13 protein-coding genes are annotated in these 15,239 nt (G+C 70.7%); 2 read left to right on the top strand and 11 right to left on the bottom strand.

The window, feature by feature from the left end:
• Window positions 1-39: 39 nt before the first annotated feature.
• The 11 genes from pstA to mshD all read right to left on the bottom strand — a co-directional run bounded on the left by pstA (window position 40) and on the right by mshD (window position 11,922).
• Window positions 40-1,122 carry a phosphate ABC transporter permease PstA gene (gene pstA, locus ACIRHA_RS40790; protein ID WP_403856512.1) on the bottom strand — a complete coding sequence of 361 codons (1,083 nt, stop codon included), beginning with the start codon at window positions 1,120-1,122 and terminating at the stop codon, window positions 40-42.
• Window positions 1,119-2,129 (bottom strand): phosphate ABC transporter permease subunit PstC, encoded by a 1,011-nt coding sequence (gene pstC / locus ACIRHA_RS40785; RefSeq protein WP_403856510.1) that lies wholly within the window; start codon window positions 2,127-2,129, stop codon window positions 1,119-1,121. The genes pstA and pstC overlap by 4 nt, the downstream gene beginning before the upstream one ends.
• Before the next feature lie 118 nt (window positions 2,130-2,247).
• Window positions 2,248-3,375 carry a phosphate ABC transporter substrate-binding protein PstS gene (gene pstS, locus ACIRHA_RS40780; protein WP_403856508.1) on the bottom strand — a complete coding sequence of 376 codons (1,128 nt, stop codon included), beginning with the start codon at window positions 3,373-3,375 and terminating at the stop codon, window positions 2,248-2,250.
• Between the two features lie 245 nt (window positions 3,376-3,620).
• On the bottom strand, window positions 3,621-4,070 hold the full coding sequence (locus tag ACIRHA_RS40775) for an NUDIX hydrolase (protein WP_403856506.1): 450 nt from the start codon (window positions 4,068-4,070) through the stop codon (window positions 3,621-3,623).
• Window positions 4,067-5,104 carry a CHAD domain-containing protein gene (locus tag ACIRHA_RS40770; RefSeq protein WP_403856504.1) on the bottom strand — a complete coding sequence of 346 codons (1,038 nt, stop codon included), beginning with the start codon at window positions 5,102-5,104 and terminating at the stop codon, window positions 4,067-4,069. Before ACIRHA_RS40770 ends, ACIRHA_RS40775 begins: the two co-directional genes overlap by 4 nt.
• Window positions 5,085-7,502 carry an RNA degradosome polyphosphate kinase gene (locus tag ACIRHA_RS40765; RefSeq protein WP_403856502.1) on the bottom strand — a complete coding sequence of 806 codons (2,418 nt, stop codon included), beginning with the start codon at window positions 7,500-7,502 and terminating at the stop codon, window positions 5,085-5,087. Before ACIRHA_RS40765 ends, ACIRHA_RS40770 begins: the two co-directional genes overlap by 20 nt.
• 131 nt (window positions 7,503-7,633) lie before the next feature.
• The gene (locus tag ACIRHA_RS40760; RefSeq protein ID WP_403856500.1) at window positions 7,634-8,572 is read right to left on the bottom strand and encodes a hypothetical protein; all 939 of its coding nucleotides are present in this window, start codon (window positions 8,570-8,572) and stop codon (window positions 7,634-7,636) included.
• Entirely contained in the window at window positions 8,569-9,576 is a 1,008-nt protein-coding gene (locus tag ACIRHA_RS40755) for a hypothetical protein (RefSeq protein WP_403856498.1), read from the bottom strand. The genes ACIRHA_RS40760 and ACIRHA_RS40755 overlap by 4 nt, the downstream gene beginning before the upstream one ends.
• On the bottom strand, window positions 9,573-10,469 hold the full coding sequence (locus tag ACIRHA_RS40750) for an ABC transporter ATP-binding protein (protein ID WP_403856496.1): 897 nt from the start codon (window positions 10,467-10,469) through the stop codon (window positions 9,573-9,575). The genes ACIRHA_RS40755 and ACIRHA_RS40750 overlap by 4 nt, the downstream gene beginning before the upstream one ends.
• The gene (locus ACIRHA_RS40745; RefSeq protein ID WP_403856494.1) at window positions 10,466-10,888 is read right to left on the bottom strand and encodes a GntR family transcriptional regulator; all 423 of its coding nucleotides are present in this window, start codon (window positions 10,886-10,888) and stop codon (window positions 10,466-10,468) included. Before ACIRHA_RS40745 ends, ACIRHA_RS40750 begins: the two co-directional genes overlap by 4 nt.
• A gap of 107 nt (window positions 10,889-10,995) precedes the next feature.
• A complete protein-coding gene (gene mshD, locus ACIRHA_RS40740) occupies window positions 10,996-11,922 on the bottom strand; it encodes a mycothiol synthase (RefSeq protein ID WP_403856492.1) in 927 nt (308 codons plus the stop codon).
• Window positions 11,923-12,142: 220 nt separating this feature from the next.
• Between mshD and ACIRHA_RS40735 the strand changes: the two genes are divergently transcribed.
• Together ACIRHA_RS40735 and ACIRHA_RS40730 are read left to right on the top strand one after the other, a co-directional pair.
• Window positions 12,143-13,963: a bifunctional metallophosphatase/5'-nucleotidase gene (locus ACIRHA_RS40735; RefSeq protein ID WP_403856490.1), complete on the top strand. Its 1,821-nt coding sequence runs from the start codon at window positions 12,143-12,145 to the stop codon at window positions 13,961-13,963.
• 106 nt (window positions 13,964-14,069) lie between these two features.
• Window positions 14,070-15,233 (top strand): DUF2993 domain-containing protein, encoded by a 1,164-nt coding sequence (locus ACIRHA_RS40730; protein ID WP_403856489.1) that lies wholly within the window; start codon window positions 14,070-14,072, stop codon window positions 15,231-15,233.
• The last annotated feature ends 6 nt before the right edge of the window (window positions 15,234-15,239 follow it).

Genomic DNA, 15,239 nt, shown 5'->3' with positions numbered 1-15,239 from the left:
CTTCCGATTACGTCGCTGAGTCGCTGAGGGTGGCCGCGGTCAGCGACCGGCGCTCGGGGCCTTCCAGCGGGCTACGCCGCGGGCCGCGAGGTTGAGGATCATGATGAAGGCGATGAGCACCAGGGCCGCCGCCCAGGCGCGGTCGTACGCCGCCTGGCTGCCGCCGCTGCTCGCGTACTGCTGGTAGATGTACAGCGGCAGCGAGGCCTGCGGGCCTTCGAACGGGTTGCCGTTGATCAGCGGGTTGCCGAAGACCAGCAGCAGCACCGGGGCGGTCTCGCCGGCGATGCGGGCGACGGCCAGCATGACGCCGGTCGTGATGCCGCCGATCGACGTCGGCAGGACGACCTTGAGGATCGTGCGCCACTTCGGGACGCCGAGGGCCAGGGAGGCCTCGCGCAGCTCGTTCGGGACGAGCTTGAGCATCTCCTCGGTGGAGCGGACCACGACCGGGATCATCAGGATGGCCAGGGCCATCGATCCCGCGAAGCCGGAGAAGCCGAAGCCGAGGATCAGGATCCAGAAGGACAGGATGAACAGGCCCGCCACGATGGAGGGGATGCCGGTCATGACATCCACGAAGAACGTGACCGCCTTCGCGAGCTTTCCGCGCCCGTACTCGACCAGGTAGATCGCCGTGAGCAGGCCGATCGGCACCGAGATCACGGTGGCGATGCCGACCTGTTCCAGCGTGCCGAGGATGGCGTGGTAGATGCCGCCGCCCTCCTGGTACGAGGTGACGAAGCCCATCGAGTGGCTCAGGAAGTACGGGTCCAGGACCTTGATGCCGCGCGCGATCGTCTCGTAGACGAGGGACGCGAGGGGGACCACGGCGAGGATGAAGGCGACCCAGACGACGCTGGTCGCGAGGCGGTCCTTGGCCTGGCGGCCGCCTTCGACCTTGGCGGCGAGGGCGTACGAGACGAGGACGAACAGGAGGGCCGCGATCAGGCCCCACTGGATGCGGCTGGAGAGCCCGGCACCGAGGCCGATGGCGCAGCCCGCGGCGATCGAGCCGATCGCGATGGCCCAGGGGGCCCAGCGGGGCAGGCGCGCGGCGCTCAGGGTGCTCGGCGCCTTGGGCGCGTCCGGCGTCCGGGCGGGAACGGTTGCGTTGCTCATGCGTTGGCCCCCGAGTACTCCTTGCGGCGGGCGATGATCAGGCGGGCCGCGCCGTTGACCAACAGGGTGATGACGAAGAGGACCAGGCCCGAGGCGATCAGGGCGTCGCGGCCCTGGTCGTTGGCCTCGGAGAACTTCGCGGCGATGTTCTGCGCGAAGGTGCCGCCGCCCGGGTCGAGCAGGCTGGTGTGGATCAGGAAGTCGGGGGAGAGGACCGTGGCGACGGCCATCGTCTCGCCGAGCGCGCGGCCGAGGCCGAGCATCGAGGCGGAGATGACGCCGGAGCGGCCGAAGGGGATCACCGACATCCGGATGACCTCCCAGCGGGTCGCGCCGAGCGCGAGGGCCGCCTCCTGGTGCATCTGGGGCGCCTGCCGGAAGACCTCGCGGGAGACGTTGGTGATGATCGGCAGGATCATGATCGCGAGCAGGATGCCGACGGTGAGCAGGGTGCGCGGGGCGCCGCCCTGGTACTCGAAGATGCCGGTCCAGCCGAAGTAGTCGTCGAGCCAGTGGAAGACGCCGGTCATGTGCGGCACGAGGAACAGCGCGCCCCACAGGCCGTACACGATGGACGGCACGGCGGCCAGCAGGTCGATGACGTAGGCGATGATCCCGCTCAGCTTCTTCGGCGCGTAGTGCGTCAGGAAGAGCGCGATGCCGACGGCGACGGGGACCGCGATCACCATGGCGATGATCGAGGTGACGACCGTGCCGAAGACGAGGACGGCGATGCCGAAGACGGGCGGGCTCGCGGTCGCGTTCCACTCGAAGGTGGTGAGGAAGTTGCCCTCGTTCTTCGAGAGGACCAGCGAGGCGCGGTAGGTCAGGAAGACCGCGATCGCGGCCATGATCACCAGCAGCAGGATGCCCGAGCCGCGCGAGAGGCCGAGGAAGACCCGGTCTCCGGGGCGGGTGGCGCCGCGGGCGGCGCGCTTCTGCTGGGAAGGCGAGGGGCGATCGGTGGGCGCCGGTGGCGGCGCCGGTGCTTGCGTGGTTATGTCCATGAGGGTTCTCCGGTCTGCGAAGTCCCGTTCCCGGTAGGGGAGTTCAGAGCTGCGGGGCTTCTGGCGGCGGTGCACCGGACGGTGCGGGCCGCCTCCGGGAGGCGGCCCGCACGCTGGGTCAGCTGATGCTCGCGACGGTCTCGCGGACCTTCTTGTTGATCTCGGTGGGGATCGGGGCGTAGCCCAGGTCGGAGAGGGCCGCCTGGCCCTCCTCGGACGAGGTGTAGTTCAGGAAGGACTTGGTGGCGGGCAGGCTCTCCGCCTTGTTGCCCTTGTCGCAGACGATCTCGTACGTGACCAGGGTGATCGGGTACGCGCCCGCCGCCTTGGTCGCGTAGTTCAGCTCCAGGGCGAGGTCCTTGCCGGTACCCACGACCTTGGCGTCGGCGATCGCCTTCGAGGCGTTCTCCGTGGTGGCCTTGACGGGCTGGTCGGCGCCGGTGTCGATGTCGACGGTCTTCACGCCGTCCTTGGCGTAGGAGAGCTCGACGTACGTGATGGCGCCGTCGGTCTGCTTCACCTGCTGGGCGAGGCCGGAGGAGCCCTGCGCGGACTGGCCGCCCTTGGCCTGCCAGGCCTTGCCGCCCTCGTACTTCCAGTCGCCCGGGGCGGCGGACTTGAGGTACTTGGTGAAGTTGTCCGTGGTGCCGGACTCGTCGGAGCGGTGGAACGCCTGGATCTTCGTGGACGGCAGCTTGGCGTCCGGGTTCAGCTTCTTGATCGCCGGGTCGTTCCACTTGGTGATCTTCGAGTCGAAGATCTGGGCCAGCGTCTTGGCGTCCAGGGTCAGGTTGTCGACGCCCTGGACGTTGAACGCGACGGCGATCGGGCCGCCGACCATCGGCAGGTCGATGCCCTGGCCGCCCTTGCAGACCTTCTTCGAGGCGGCGACCTCTTCGGGCTTGAGCGCCGAGTCGGATCCGGCGAAGGCGACCTGGCCCTGGTTGAAGGCGGTGACGCCGGCGCCCGAGCCGTCGGGCTTGTAGTTGAGCTGCACGCCGGAGCAGGCCTGCGCGTAGGCCTGGCGCCAGGCGTCTATGGCGTTGGCCTGGGCGGACGAGCCGATGCCGAGGAGCTGGCCCTTGGCGTCGTCGCACTTGATGTTGCCCGCCTTGGCCGAGGCGCTGGTGCCGCCCGAGCCGCCGCTGGTGTCGTCGGAGCCGCACGCCGTGAGGGCCAGGGCGCCGGAGACGGCGAGAGCGCCGAAGGAGAGGGCGCGGAGCCGGTTCTTGCGCTGAAGCTTCACTTTCGGATGTTCCTTCCAGGAGCCGCCGGCCTTCTCTGTCGCTGTGGCGGCGTGCGATCTGCGGTTGGTTTCCAGTCGAGCGGCGGACCGTTCCCGGAGGCCGGGGACGCACCGCGTAAGGCTGAAATTAGGCAGATCAGGTGAAGCGGCCGATGGGCGTGAGTGAACGCGGGGTGAACCTAAGCGGGCGGCCCGGTTAGGTCACGGTACGGCTACGGAACGTGATCGTCCGGCGGTGTGGACCGTCAGGTGGTGTGGAGGGCGTCCAGGAGCGCGTCGACGAGGGTGCGGTCCCTGGGCTGGGTGAGGCGGGCGCGGGCCGCGGGGGGTGTGAGCCAGGTGATGCGGTCGACTTCGCGGTTCGGCCTGAACGTGCCGGAGGTCGCCTCCGCCGCCCAGTAACTCACCTGCTTGGGGCCGCCGTTCGCGAGGTAGCGGACCGTGGGGAGCGCGGGGCCGGGTGCGCAGTCGTGTCCGGTTTCCTCGCGCACCTCGCGGAGGGCTCCGGAGAGGGTGTCCTCGCCGCGCTTGAGCTTCCCTTTGGGGTGCGACCAGTCGTCGTATTTGGATCGATGGACCAGGCAGATCTCAATGCCCTGGCCGCCGTGGGGAGTTGAGGTGTGGCGCCACAGGACGCAGCCCGCCGCGAGGATCGTGCGGGGGCCGCCGTGGCGGTCGTCCTGATACACGGTCATGGGGTGCCCACCGTCTGTCGTTGCCATGCCTGTCCGAACGCGATCCTGGCGGCCGCGACCTCGTGGCGCTGATCGGCGTGGAGCACGCCGAGCGCGTACGCGGTCGCGGGCGCGATGCGGGGGGTGCGGGCCGCGTGGGCCGCCGCGGCGGCGGCCTCGGCGGCGTCCCTGTGGGCGTTCAGGGCGTCGGCCGCTTCGAGGAGTCGTACGTCCCTGGGGGCGCCCGGGAGCACTTCGCGGGCGTAGCGGTGCAGGCGGAGCAGGAGGCGTACGTGGTGCCAGGAGGTGTCGGCGTCCGCGTCGTAGGGGTGGCTGGTGTGGTGGAGGGCGGTGGCGGCCTCGGTGAGGCGGGAGGCGGCTTCCGTGGCGAGCTTCTCCAGCTCGGTGTGGGTGGCGGTGGTCGCCAGGGGGACGTCGCTGGCCAGTACGGCCACGTTGTCCGCGACCGCGTGGAAGCGGGCGGAGCCGAGGGACTGGAGGGCGGTGCTGTGGGCGCGGGTCCTTGCCAGGGTGAGCTGGCGGTCGAGCAGGGCGGACGCCTTTGCGGCGCCGAGGGTGAGGGTGTCCCGCGGCTCGGGCGTGGGGGCCGTCGTGGCGGCGCGCGGCGCCGGGGGCCGTCTTGCCCACTGCTCAAGCCCCGCCGGCGATTGAGGCGCGGGGTCCGGGGCGGAGCCCCGGGGCGTGGGGGACGGTGGCGTCGACAGGTCGCGGAGGGCCGAGGTCAACCGGTCGAGGCGGGACGCGTACGCGTGTTCGCGGGCCAACGTGCCCGAGAGCCACGCCAGTTCGGGACGGAGCGCATCCGACCACTCCGTGTCGAGGAGCGGCCGGAACGTGTGCAAGGTCCCACTGATCCGCCGCGCCGCACGGCGCAACGCGCGCGCCGCCTCCGCCGTGTCCCCCGCCGCCCCGCTCTCGCGGTGCTGCCGCAACGAGCGCAGGAACTCGGTGGCCTGGGAGCGGAGATAGCACCCCAGGGCATCGACATCGTTCCCGTTCAGCGGCTCGCTGGACTCAAGGTGTCGCTGTGCCACGCCGGCGCCTCCGGGCGTCTATGAGCATCTCCTGTACGTTGCGCAGGGGTTGGCCGTCCGCGTCCAGCGCGTGCCGGGTCCAGTTGCCGTCCGGGCCCAGGTGCCAGGAGGCGGTGGTGTCGGACATCCCCGTTTCGAGCAGTCGGCCGAGCGCCGCGCGATGGGCCGGGTCCTCCACGCGGACCAGGGCCTCGATGCGGCGGTCGAGGTTGCGGTGCATCATGTCGGCGCTGCCGATCCAGACCTCCGGTTCGCCGCCGTTGCCGAAGGCGAAGACGCGGGAGTGCTCCAGGAAGCGGCCGAGGACCGAGCGGACCCGGACGTTCTCGGAGAGGCCCGCGACGCCGGGTCGGACGGCGCAGATGCCGCGCACCCAGATGTCGACGGGGACACCCGCCTGCGAGGCCCGGTAGAGCGCGTCGATGACGGCCTCGTCGACCATCGAGTTGACCTTGATGCGGACGTGCGCGGGGCGGCCCGCACGGTGGTGCTGGACCTCCTTCTCGATCCGCGTGATCAGGCCCGTACGAAGGGACTTGGGGGCGACGAGGAGGCGGCGGTAGGTCTCGCGGCGCGAGTAGCCGGACAGCCGGTTGAAGAGGTCGGAGAGGTCGGCGCCGACCTCCTGATTGGCCGTCAGCAGCCCCAAATCCTCATACAGACGGGCGGTCTTGGGGTGGTAGTTGCCGGTGCCGACGTGCGAGTACCTGACGAGCTGGTCGCCCTCCTGGCGTACGACGAGCGACAGCTTGCAGTGCGTCTTCAGGCCGACGAGGCCGTAGACGACATGGCAGCCGGACTCCTCCAGCTTGCGGGCCCACTTGATGTTGGCCTGCTCGTCGAAGCGGGCCTTGATCTCGACCAGGACGAGCACCTGCTTGCCGGCCTCGGCGGCCTCTATCAGCGCGTCCACGATCGGCGAGTCGCCCGAGGTCCGGTACAGCGTCTGCTTGATGGCGAGCACGTCCGGGTCGTTGGCCGCCTGTTCCAGGAAGGCCTGTACGGAGGTGGAGAAGCTGTCGTACGGGTGGTGGAGGAGCACGTCGTGCTGGCGCAGCGCGGCGAAGATGTCGGGGGCCGAGGACGATTCCACCTCGGCGAGGTCGCGGTGGGTGCCGGCGACGAACTTGGGGTACTTCAGCTCGGGGCGGTCGATGCCCGCGATGGAGAAGAGTCCCGTGAGGTCCAGGGGGCCCGGCAGCGGGTACACCTCGGCCTCGCGCATCTTCAGCTCCTTCACGAGGAGGCTGAGTATCTCCGAGTCGATGGTCTCCTCGACCTCAAGGCGCACCGGCGGCCCGAAGCGGCGCCGCATCAGCTCCTTCTCCAGGGCCTGGAGAAGGTTCTCGGCGTCGTCCTCCTCCACTTCCAGGTCCTCGTTCCGGGTCAGCCGGAACATGTGGTGCTCCTCGACCTTCATGCCGGGGAACAGCTCGCCGAGGTGCCGGGGCGCGGCGATGACGTCCTCGATGGGGACGTAGCGCTGCGGTGAGGCCTCCAGGAAGCGGGCGAGCAGCGGCGGAACCTTTACCCGGGCGAAGTGGCGATGGCCGGAGACCGGGTTCGAGACGACGACGGCGAGGTTGAGGGAGAGCCCCGAGATGTACGGGAAGGGGTGCGCGGGGTCGACGGCCAGCGGCGTGAGCACCGGGAAGATCTGCTGCATGAACAGCGTGTAGAGCCGGGCCTGCTCCTTCTCCGTGAGCTCGTTCCAGCGCACGACGTGGATGCCCTCGTCGGCGAGCGACGGGGCGATCTCGTCCTGGTAGCAGGCGGCGTGCCGGGCCATGAGTTCGCGGGAGCGGTTCCAGATCAGCTCCAGGACCTCGCGGGGCTGCAGCCCCGAGGCCGACCGGGTGGCGACGCCGGTCGCGATGCGGCGCTTCAGGCCCGCTACCCGGACCATGAAGAACTCGTCCAGGTTCGAGGCGAAGATCGCCAGGAAGTTCGCCCGTTCCAGGAGGGGGGTGCTCGGGTCCTCGGCGAGCTCCAGGACCCGCTCGTTGAACGCGAGCCAGCTGCGCTCGCGGTCCAGGAAGCGGCCCTGCGGGAGCTCCGCGCCCTCCTGGCTCGCATAGCTCTCTTCGTAGTCGTCCGGGTCCGCGTCGATGTCGGCGACGATGCCGGCGAGCTTCGCGGCGGCCAGGTCGTACTCGCCACCGGCCACGGGGTGCGGCCGGTGCGCGGCGAGCGACCCCACGGACGGCTGGGGCTGCGCGGCCGAGGGGGCCGGAGCAGCGTCGGTCGTCTGGTCCTGTGCGGCGTTCGGCTGGCTCATGGCCCCATTCTTCCGCGTGGACGCCGTCCGGGGCGCGTCGACCGCGTCGGAGTGCGCGGGCGCGAGCGTGAGACCGCCGCGGCGGGCGGGCTCAGCGGGTTCGGGGGCGGGGGGCTGCATTCCATGAGCGTCGCAAGCCCGTCTGAATCGACGGTTACGGCGACATGACGTACGGGCTATGGGCGTGCGGCCCGCCGGGTATTTCCCGGGAACCGCCCCGCCGCGGCCCCCGCGCCGGGGCCGGTCCCCCGCTACCTGGCCCGGCGGCGCAGCAGGTAGAAGGCCGTGGCCGTGGCGATGCCCGTGAGGGCGAGGATCAGGCCGGTTTCGACGAGCTGGAGTGGCCAGAAGTGCGACGGTGGGTGGCCTTCACGGTAGTAGCCCGTGATGTCGTGCGAGGTCAGGCAGGCGCGGTCGTCGACGCACATGGGGTCGGCGACGCGTGCGCCGGAGCCGGTCAGCGCGCCCTCGGTGGTCAGGGAACCCGCGAAGTAGGGGTAGCCCTCGCGCAGGTCCCCGGTCACCGTGACCGTGGGCCACAGCCGGTCGCGGACCGAGCCGAGCACGCCCACCACCACGGCCATGGCGATCAGGGAGACGGGCGCCGCGGACAGGCTCCGCCGCATCAGGAGCGCCACGACCGCGCCGATGGCAAGACCGAGCAGCGGCATCGCCACGGCCGTCGGGCCGAGGGCGTCGTAGACCCCCGAATCGTGCCAGCGGTTGCCCGAGAGGCCGGGGGCCGCCGAGGCGACGAGCCGGCGGAGGAGGACCAGGACGGTCGTGCCGACGACCAGGAACATCGCGGGTACGGCCAGCTTCGTGGCGAGCCAGCGGGCCGGGGAGACGGACTGCGTCCACGCCAACTCGGCTGTGCCCCTGCTCAGTTCGCGCCCGATGAGCAGGCTGCCCGCGAACACCGAGGCCGCCATCGGCAGCAGCGTGATCAGCGTGTCCGTGAGGGTGAGGACGTAGTGGTACGTGTCCGCGGTGGCGCCCTTCGCCGTGCAGCCGTTGGCCACCGCCGGGTCGCAGTGCCCCGTGATGTCGAGCCCGGCCGTGCCGGGACCCCACAGCCACAGCAGCAGCGCGCCCGTCACGACGACGAAGGCGATCCACAGCCAGGCGGCGACGCGGTGCAGTCGCAGGACCGTCCGGGGCAGGCCCAGGGAAATCGTGGCGGCGCTCATGCGGCGGTCTCCTTCGTGAGCGGGGTGACCGGGGGCTCGGGCTGGAACCGGCGCAGTACGAGGAAAGCGGCGACGACGGCCAGCGCGGTGAGCCCGAGGAGGATGCCGGTCTCGGTGAGCTGGCGCGGCCAGAAGTCGGGGGAGGGGAGGTAGTGGCGGGTGAAGCCGGTGATGTCGTGCTGGTCGAGACAGCGCTGCGTCATGCAGCCGGGGTCGCGGATCTCCGCCCCCGTCGACGTGATCGCCTTGCTGTGCACGGGGATCTCCGGCTGCTGGTAACTGCCCTGGAGCGGCCAGGAGTTGGAGCGGAACGCGCCCACCAGGTACGTCACGACCCCGGCGAGGGCCGCGGCCGGCAGCGTCCGGCGCAGCACCAGTGCGGCCAGCACCCCGATGGCCAGGCCGAACAGGGCGTTCGCCACCGTCGCGGGACCCACGGAGAAGTCGAAGTCGCGCGGGCCGATGCCGGCGACCAGCAGATGGTTCCGGCCGTCCCACACCAGTCGGTAGAGGATCACGACGAGCGTCGTGCCGACGGTGATGAGCGCGGCGGGCACGTACAGCTTCGCGGCCAGCCAGCGGGCCGGGGAGACGGACTGGGTCCACGCCAACTGGGCGGTGCCCTGCTCCAGTTCGCGGGAGATCAGCGGGCCCGCCGCGAAGACGGCGATGACGCACGCGGCGATCCGGGCCAGCGTCAGCGGATCGTAGAAGAGGGCGTCGAAGGAGCTGCCGAGGAACGGCAGGAACGCGGAGAGCGCACCGTGCCACGCGTTGTCCTGAGCCCCGCTGTAGCCCAGCTTGTCGAAGGCCGCCTGGGTCTCCGACGAGCCGGGGCCCCACAGCCACAGGAGCAGGCCGAGGCTGACCGCCACGTAGCCGATCCACACCCACATCGCACTGCGGTGCAGGCGCAGGACCGTCCACACCAGGCCGTCGGGTCCGGGCTTCGTGCGGCGCACGCCGGAGGGCTTGGCGGGCTTGTCGAGGGACGGGGCGCTCATGCCGTCACCGCCGTCCGGCGCGGGCCCGCCGTGGTGCCCGGCGTGATCAGGGGTGGGGCGTCGGGCGATCGGAGGTGGGCCAGGAGCAGCTCCTCCAGGGAGGGCTCCTGGACCTGCCAGCCCTCGCCGACCGGTCCGTCCCTGCGGATCAGAGCGGTGACGCCGCGGCCGGAGGCGCGGGACTCGACGACCGTGTGCGGGTCGAGGTCGCCGCGGCCCGTGACCAGGCTGTGTGAGCCGATCAGATCGTCGATGCCGCCGCCGAGCCGGATCCGGCCGCCGCCGAGCAGCAGCAGGTGGTCGCAGGCGTCGGCCAGTTCGGTGACGATGTGCGAGGACATCAGGACCGTCGTGCCGTGCTCGGCCGCGTCCGCCATCAGCGTGCCCATCAGTTCGTGCCGCGCCAGCGGGTCGAGGTCGGCCATCGGCTCGTCGAGCAGCATCAGCTCGGGGCGCTTGCCGAGGGCCAGGGCGAGCGCGACGCGGGTGCGCTGGCCGCCGGAGAGCGAGCGGATCTTCGCCTTCGGGTCGAGCTCGCCCTGCTCGACGATCTTCGACGCGTACGCGGCGTCCCAGCGCTCCAGGTTGAGCTCGGCGCCCACCTGCAAGGTGTCCGCGACGGACAGCTGGGGGTACAAGGGCTTGCCCTGGGAGAGGTAGGAGACCTTCGCGCGGTGCGCGCCGGGGGCGGCGCCGAGCACGGAGATGCTCCCCGACGTGGGGCGCGACAGGCCGGCCGCGATGGTCAGCAGCGTCGACTTGCCCGCTCCGTTGGGCCCGACGAGCGCGCTGATCCGGCCCGCGGGCAGCCGGAACGAGCAGTCGTCCAGGGCCGCGGCGGCGCGCCGTCCGTAGCGCTTGACGAGGCCGTTCGCCTCGATGGCCGTGCTCATGAAGTCCCCTTGGATGTGGTGCCGAAGTGCGCCTCCAGGGCGCTGCCGAACAGGGCCTCGACGTCCTCTCGGTCGAGGCCCGCCTCCTTCGCCCTGGCCGTCCAGTCGCCGAGCTCCGCCCTCAGTGGTGAGTCGGCGGAGCCGGATCCGAGCGTCGCGCGGACGAACGTGCCGAGCCCGCGCCGGGCCTCGACGAGTCCGGAGCGCTCCAGCTCGCGGTATGCCTTCAGCACGGTGTTCGGATTGATCGCCGTCGCCTCCACGACCTCGCGGGCCGTGGGCAGCTTGTCGCCGGGTTCGAGCAGCCCGAGCCGCAGTGCGTGCTCGGTCTGGTGAACGATCTGGAGGTAGGTGGAAACGCCGGTGTGGCGGTCGATCCGGAACTCGATGACCGGTTCCGGTGCTGGCCCTTGTGCCACGGCGTACCCCCTTTCACTAATCAAGTAGTGAAAGGGTGATGCAAGAGAGGGGGCGGCGTCAAGCGACGCCGCCCCCTCAGCTTGGGCCGTTCCGGGAAAACCCCAGGTCAGGACTCAGTTCGGTACATCAGATCCGTTTCGTACGTGGTGAAACCGAGCCGCTCGTACACGCTCACCGCCGCCTTGTTGTCGGCGTCGACGTAGAGCATCGCGGTCGGAATGCCGGCCGCCGCCAGGTGCCGCAGGCCCGTGGCCGTCAGCGCCTTGCCGAGGCCGCCGCCCTGGCCCGCGGGCGTCACCCCGACGACGTACACCTCGCCCAGCCGCTCCTGCGCGTGCACCTTCGTCCAGTGGAAGCCGACCAGCTCGTCACCGCGGAAGGCGAGGAAGAAGCCCGCCGGGTCGAACCAGGGCTCGGCCTTGCGGTCGTCCAGGTCGCGCTGGGTGAGGGAGCCCTGCTCGGGGTGGTGGGCGAACGCCGCCTTGTTCACCGCGAGCCACGCCTCGTCGTCCTGGCCGGGCACGAACGTACGGATCCGGACGCCCGCGGGCAGGGCCGGCTCCGCGAGATCCAGGTTCTCCAACGGCCGCCGCATCTGCCGCAGTTCGCGGAACAGGGTCAGTCCGAGCACCTGCGCGAGATGGCGCGCCGCGCTGTGACCGCCGTGCGCCCACACGCGTAGCCGCTTGCCGGAGGCGGCGAGCAGCGCGCTGCCGAGCGCCCGCCCGTGACCGTGCCCCCGGTGTGCCGGGTGCACGACCAGCTCGGCGGCCGGGGCCTCGACGGGGTCGGTGTCCTCCAGCTGCGCGTAACCGGCCAGCTCGTCGCCGACGCTGAGCAGCAGATGCCGTACGCCCTCCCGCTCGCCTCCCCGCAGTCGCAGCCGGCCCTGCTCGGAGACGGCTTGCTGGCCGTCCGTGCGGGTGGCTTCGCCGAGCAGGGCGAGCACGGTGGTGGATTGCTCGGCGGTCAGGGTGGTCAGGGTGTCGATTCGGCGGCCGGGGTCGGGGGTGGGGGCGGGGTCCGTGGTCATGGATACGAGGGTACGGCTGGGCTCCGCCCGGGGCGGGTGCCTGGTGCGCGGCGCCGGTCCTACGCCACGGGGCTCCGCCCCGGACCCCGCGCCTCAAGCGCCGGCGGGGCTTGGTGTGCTCAATCGCCGCACGGGCTTGATTTTGCTTACGTACTACGCGCGTTGACTCTAGGCTGCCTCCACATCCACGGTCGTCGCACCGCACCCCGAGGGGGATCCCATGCACGTACGGACCAAGAGACGTGGGCGTCGGCTGCGTGCCGCGTTCGCCGCCGCTGTCACACTCGCCGCCGCGGGCGCGCTGGTGGCCGCGTTGCCCGCCGGGGCCAGTGCCGCGAAGGCGGGGCAGGGGCGCTACCAGGACGTACAGCTGCTGTCCTTCAATGACTTCCACGGGAACCTGGAGCCGCCGGCCGGGTCCTCCGGGCAGGTCACCGAGGACCAGGCCGACGGCACCACCAAGAAGATCGACGCGGGCGGCGTCGAGTACCTGGCGAGCTCCCTGCGCAAGGCCCGCCAGGGCCACCCGTACAGCGTCACGGCCGCCGCGGGCGACCTGGTCGGAGCCAGCCCGCTGCTGTCCGGCCTGTTCCACGACGAGCCGACCGTCGAGGCCATGAACAAGCTGGACCTGGACGTGACCTCGGTCGGGAACCATGAATTCGACGAGGGTTCGGGGGAGTTGAAGCGGCTGCAAAAGGGCGGCTGCCATCCGAAGGACGGGTGTTATGAGGACGGGCGCACCTTCGAAGGCGCCGACTATCCGTACCTGGCCGCGAACGTCACCGACGAGAAGACCGGCAAGCCGGCCCTCGCCCCCTACTGGGTGTGGAAGCACAAGGGCGTGAAGGTCGGGTTCATCGGCGTCACCCTCGAGGGGACGCCGGACATCGTGTCGGCGGAGGGCGTCAAGGGGCTGAAGTTCCACGACGAGATCGAGACCGTCGACAAGTACGCGAAGATCCTCGACAAGCAGGGCGTGAAGTCGATCGTCGCGCTGGTCCACGAGGGCGGCGCCCCGGCCTCGGCCTCGTACAACTACGACTGTGACGCGCCGAGCGGCGGCAGTGGCGTGTCCGGGCCGATCGTCGACATCGCCAAGGGCGTCACGTCCAAGGTCGACGCCCTGGTCACCGGCCACACCCACAACGCGTACGCGTGCACGATCCCGGATCCGGCCGGCAAACCGCGCATGGTCACGTCCGCGTCCTCGTACGGGAAGCTCTACACGGACACGACCCTGACGTACGACCGTGCCACCAAGGACGTCGTCCGTACGTCGGTGAAGTCGCCCGCCGCCAAGAACCCCACCTCCGCCAACCACGTCGTCACCCGGACGCAGCCGAAGGCCGCCGACATGACGGCGCTGATCGGGCAGTGGAACAAGCTGGCCGCGCCGGTCGCGAACCAGCCCGTCGGCTACATCTCCGCCGATGTGCCCGGCTGCGGGGCCACGACCCCCGAAGCCCCGCTCGGTGACCTCATCGCCGACGCGCAGCTCGCGCATGCCAAGTCCCTTGACCCGGAGGCCGATCTGGCGCTGATGAACCCGGGCGGCATCCGCTCCGACCTGGTGTTCAAGGCGAGCGGGGGCGAGGGCGACGGCGTGGTGACGTACGGCGAGGGCTTCGCCGTGCAGCCGTTCAGCAACACCGTCAATCTGGCCGACCTGACCGGCGAGCAGCTCGTCACCGCGCTCAAGCAGCAGGTCAGCGGGTCGAACGCGGCCTCGCCGAAAATCCTTCAGCCCTCGGCGGGCCTCACGTACACGCTCGACATGACCAAGGCGGGGGCCGACCGGGTCGTCACCGACTCGATCAGGTTGAACGGCGCCGCCATCGCCCCGACCGCCACCTACCGCGTCGCGATGAACTCCTTCCTCGCGGGCGGCGGCGACGGCTTCGCGGCGCTCGGGGCGGGCAAGAACCCGCTGGTCGGAAGCGATGACCTGAAGGCGCTCAACGACTACCTGACCGCCAACTCCTCGGCCTCGAACCCGATCGCGCCGCCGAAGGCGGACCGCATCACGATCGTCAAATAGCTGAAACAGAGCTTGCATTGGGGTGGCCTACGGTTGAACAGTGGGCCACCCTTCGCATGTGAAGATTATTTGTGCAACTGGTGGGGTTGTGTGATGGAATCACCCGATGCGTACCCCCCACCGCATAGCCGACGACACCCTGGCCGACGACCGCACGACGTTCGACGATTGGTTTGATGGCGGTGCGGAGGATTTGGTTCCGCCCGACCACAGGCGAGCCGGCCGGCGCAGGCGCCGAAGTCGCCTCGCCGGGCTCTCCTTCGCGCTGAAGGGCCTGATCGCGGTCCTTGTCCTGTGCGGATTCCTCGCCCTGGGCGACCGCTGGGCGGTGCTCTACGCCGAGAACAAGGCGGCGCAACAGATCAAGAAACAAATGAAGTTGACGGCCGCCCCCGAGGTGGAGATCGCCGGCTTCCCGTTTCTCACCCAGCTCGCCGACCGCCGCATCGGCGAACTGAAGGTGACCGTCCCCGACGTCGCCGCCGACCGCGTCACCCTCGCCAAGGTCTCCGCGACCGCGCACAACGTACGCATCAAGGGCTCGGGCCTCACCGAGATCAGCGGCGCCTACGCCGACGCGATGCACGGCGAGGTGCTGCTCAGCTTCGCCGACATGAACAGGGAGCTGGGCGCGTCCCAGGTCACGTTCAGCGGGCACGGCAAGAACAAGGTGCTCGCGCGCGGCACCCTGCCCGTCGCCGGGCACGACGTGAAGGTGCGGGCGGACGCGAACATCCAGCGGCTCGGCGCGTCCGGGATCTCCACCGACATCGACAACATGAGCCTGGCCGTCGGCGACCTCGCCACCTACCGACCCGGCACCCGCGCCTCCGAGGGCCTGCACCTCACGCGCGCGTCCGTGGACAAGCTCACCAAGCAGGCCGACAAGGCGCGGCAGCTGCTCGCCGTGCCTGCCGTGGTGAAGCGTCTCGGGGTACCGGACAGTGCGGTGCAGCAGGCGCTGAACAGCGACGCGAAGCTGCGCGAGCTGACCGGGACGCCGCGCTTCGTCAAGCAGTTGATGGGCACGAACCTCATCGACATCGCGCTCGCCCACCCCGAGATCCTGAAGCGGGTCGGGCTCGACCCGGCGCTGCTCGACGGCCTCACCCGCCTCACCAAGCCCGAGCTCGCCGACCGCCTCTCCCTCGCCTTCCGGCTGCCGAAGCTGCCCGGCGACGACGGCTATGTGCGGCTGCAGGACGTGACCGTGGAGAAGGAAGGGATCCGGGTGGACCTGTCGGGCGGCGGGCTCTCGATCGGCAAGTGACCGACA

The sequence above is a fragment of the Streptomyces sp. NPDC102360 genome, from assembly GCF_044766085.1.
GTDB lineage: Bacteria > Actinomycetota > Actinomycetes > Streptomycetales > Streptomycetaceae > Streptomyces.
Note: the sequence above shows the minus strand (reverse complement) of the source record. Positions and strands in the feature narration are given on the sequence as shown.

Excerpts from the sequence above, each read along its gene's own strand:
- pstA (WP_403856512.1), bottom strand. The coding sequence starts at position 1,122 with ATGAGCAACGCAACCGTTCCCGCCCGGACGCCGGACGCGCCCAAGGCG.
- pstC (WP_403856510.1), bottom strand. The coding sequence starts at position 2,129 with ATGGACATAACCACGCAAGCACCGGCGCCGCCACCGGCGCCCACCGAT.
- ACIRHA_RS40775 (WP_403856506.1), bottom strand. The coding sequence starts at position 4,070 with ATGACCGTGTATCAGGACGACCGCCACGGCGGCCCCCGCACGATCCTC.
- ACIRHA_RS40765 (WP_403856502.1), bottom strand. The coding sequence starts at position 7,502 with ATGCAGCCCCCCGCCCCCGAACCCGCTGAGCCCGCCCGCCGCGGCGGT.
- ACIRHA_RS40760 (WP_403856500.1), bottom strand. The coding sequence starts at position 8,572 with ATGAGCGCCGCCACGATTTCCCTGGGCCTGCCCCGGACGGTCCTGCGA.
- ACIRHA_RS40755 (WP_403856498.1), bottom strand. The coding sequence starts at position 9,576 with ATGAGCGCCCCGTCCCTCGACAAGCCCGCCAAGCCCTCCGGCGTGCGC.
- ACIRHA_RS40750 (WP_403856496.1), bottom strand. The coding sequence starts at position 10,469 with ATGAGCACGGCCATCGAGGCGAACGGCCTCGTCAAGCGCTACGGACGG.
- mshD (WP_403856492.1), bottom strand. The coding sequence starts at position 11,922 with ATGACCACGGACCCCGCCCCCACCCCCGACCCCGGCCGCCGAATCGAC.
- ACIRHA_RS40735 (WP_403856490.1), top strand. The coding sequence starts at position 12,143 with ATGCACGTACGGACCAAGAGACGTGGGCGTCGGCTGCGTGCCGCGTTC.
- ACIRHA_RS40730 (WP_403856489.1), top strand. The coding sequence starts at position 14,070 with ATGCGTACCCCCCACCGCATAGCCGACGACACCCTGGCCGACGACCGC.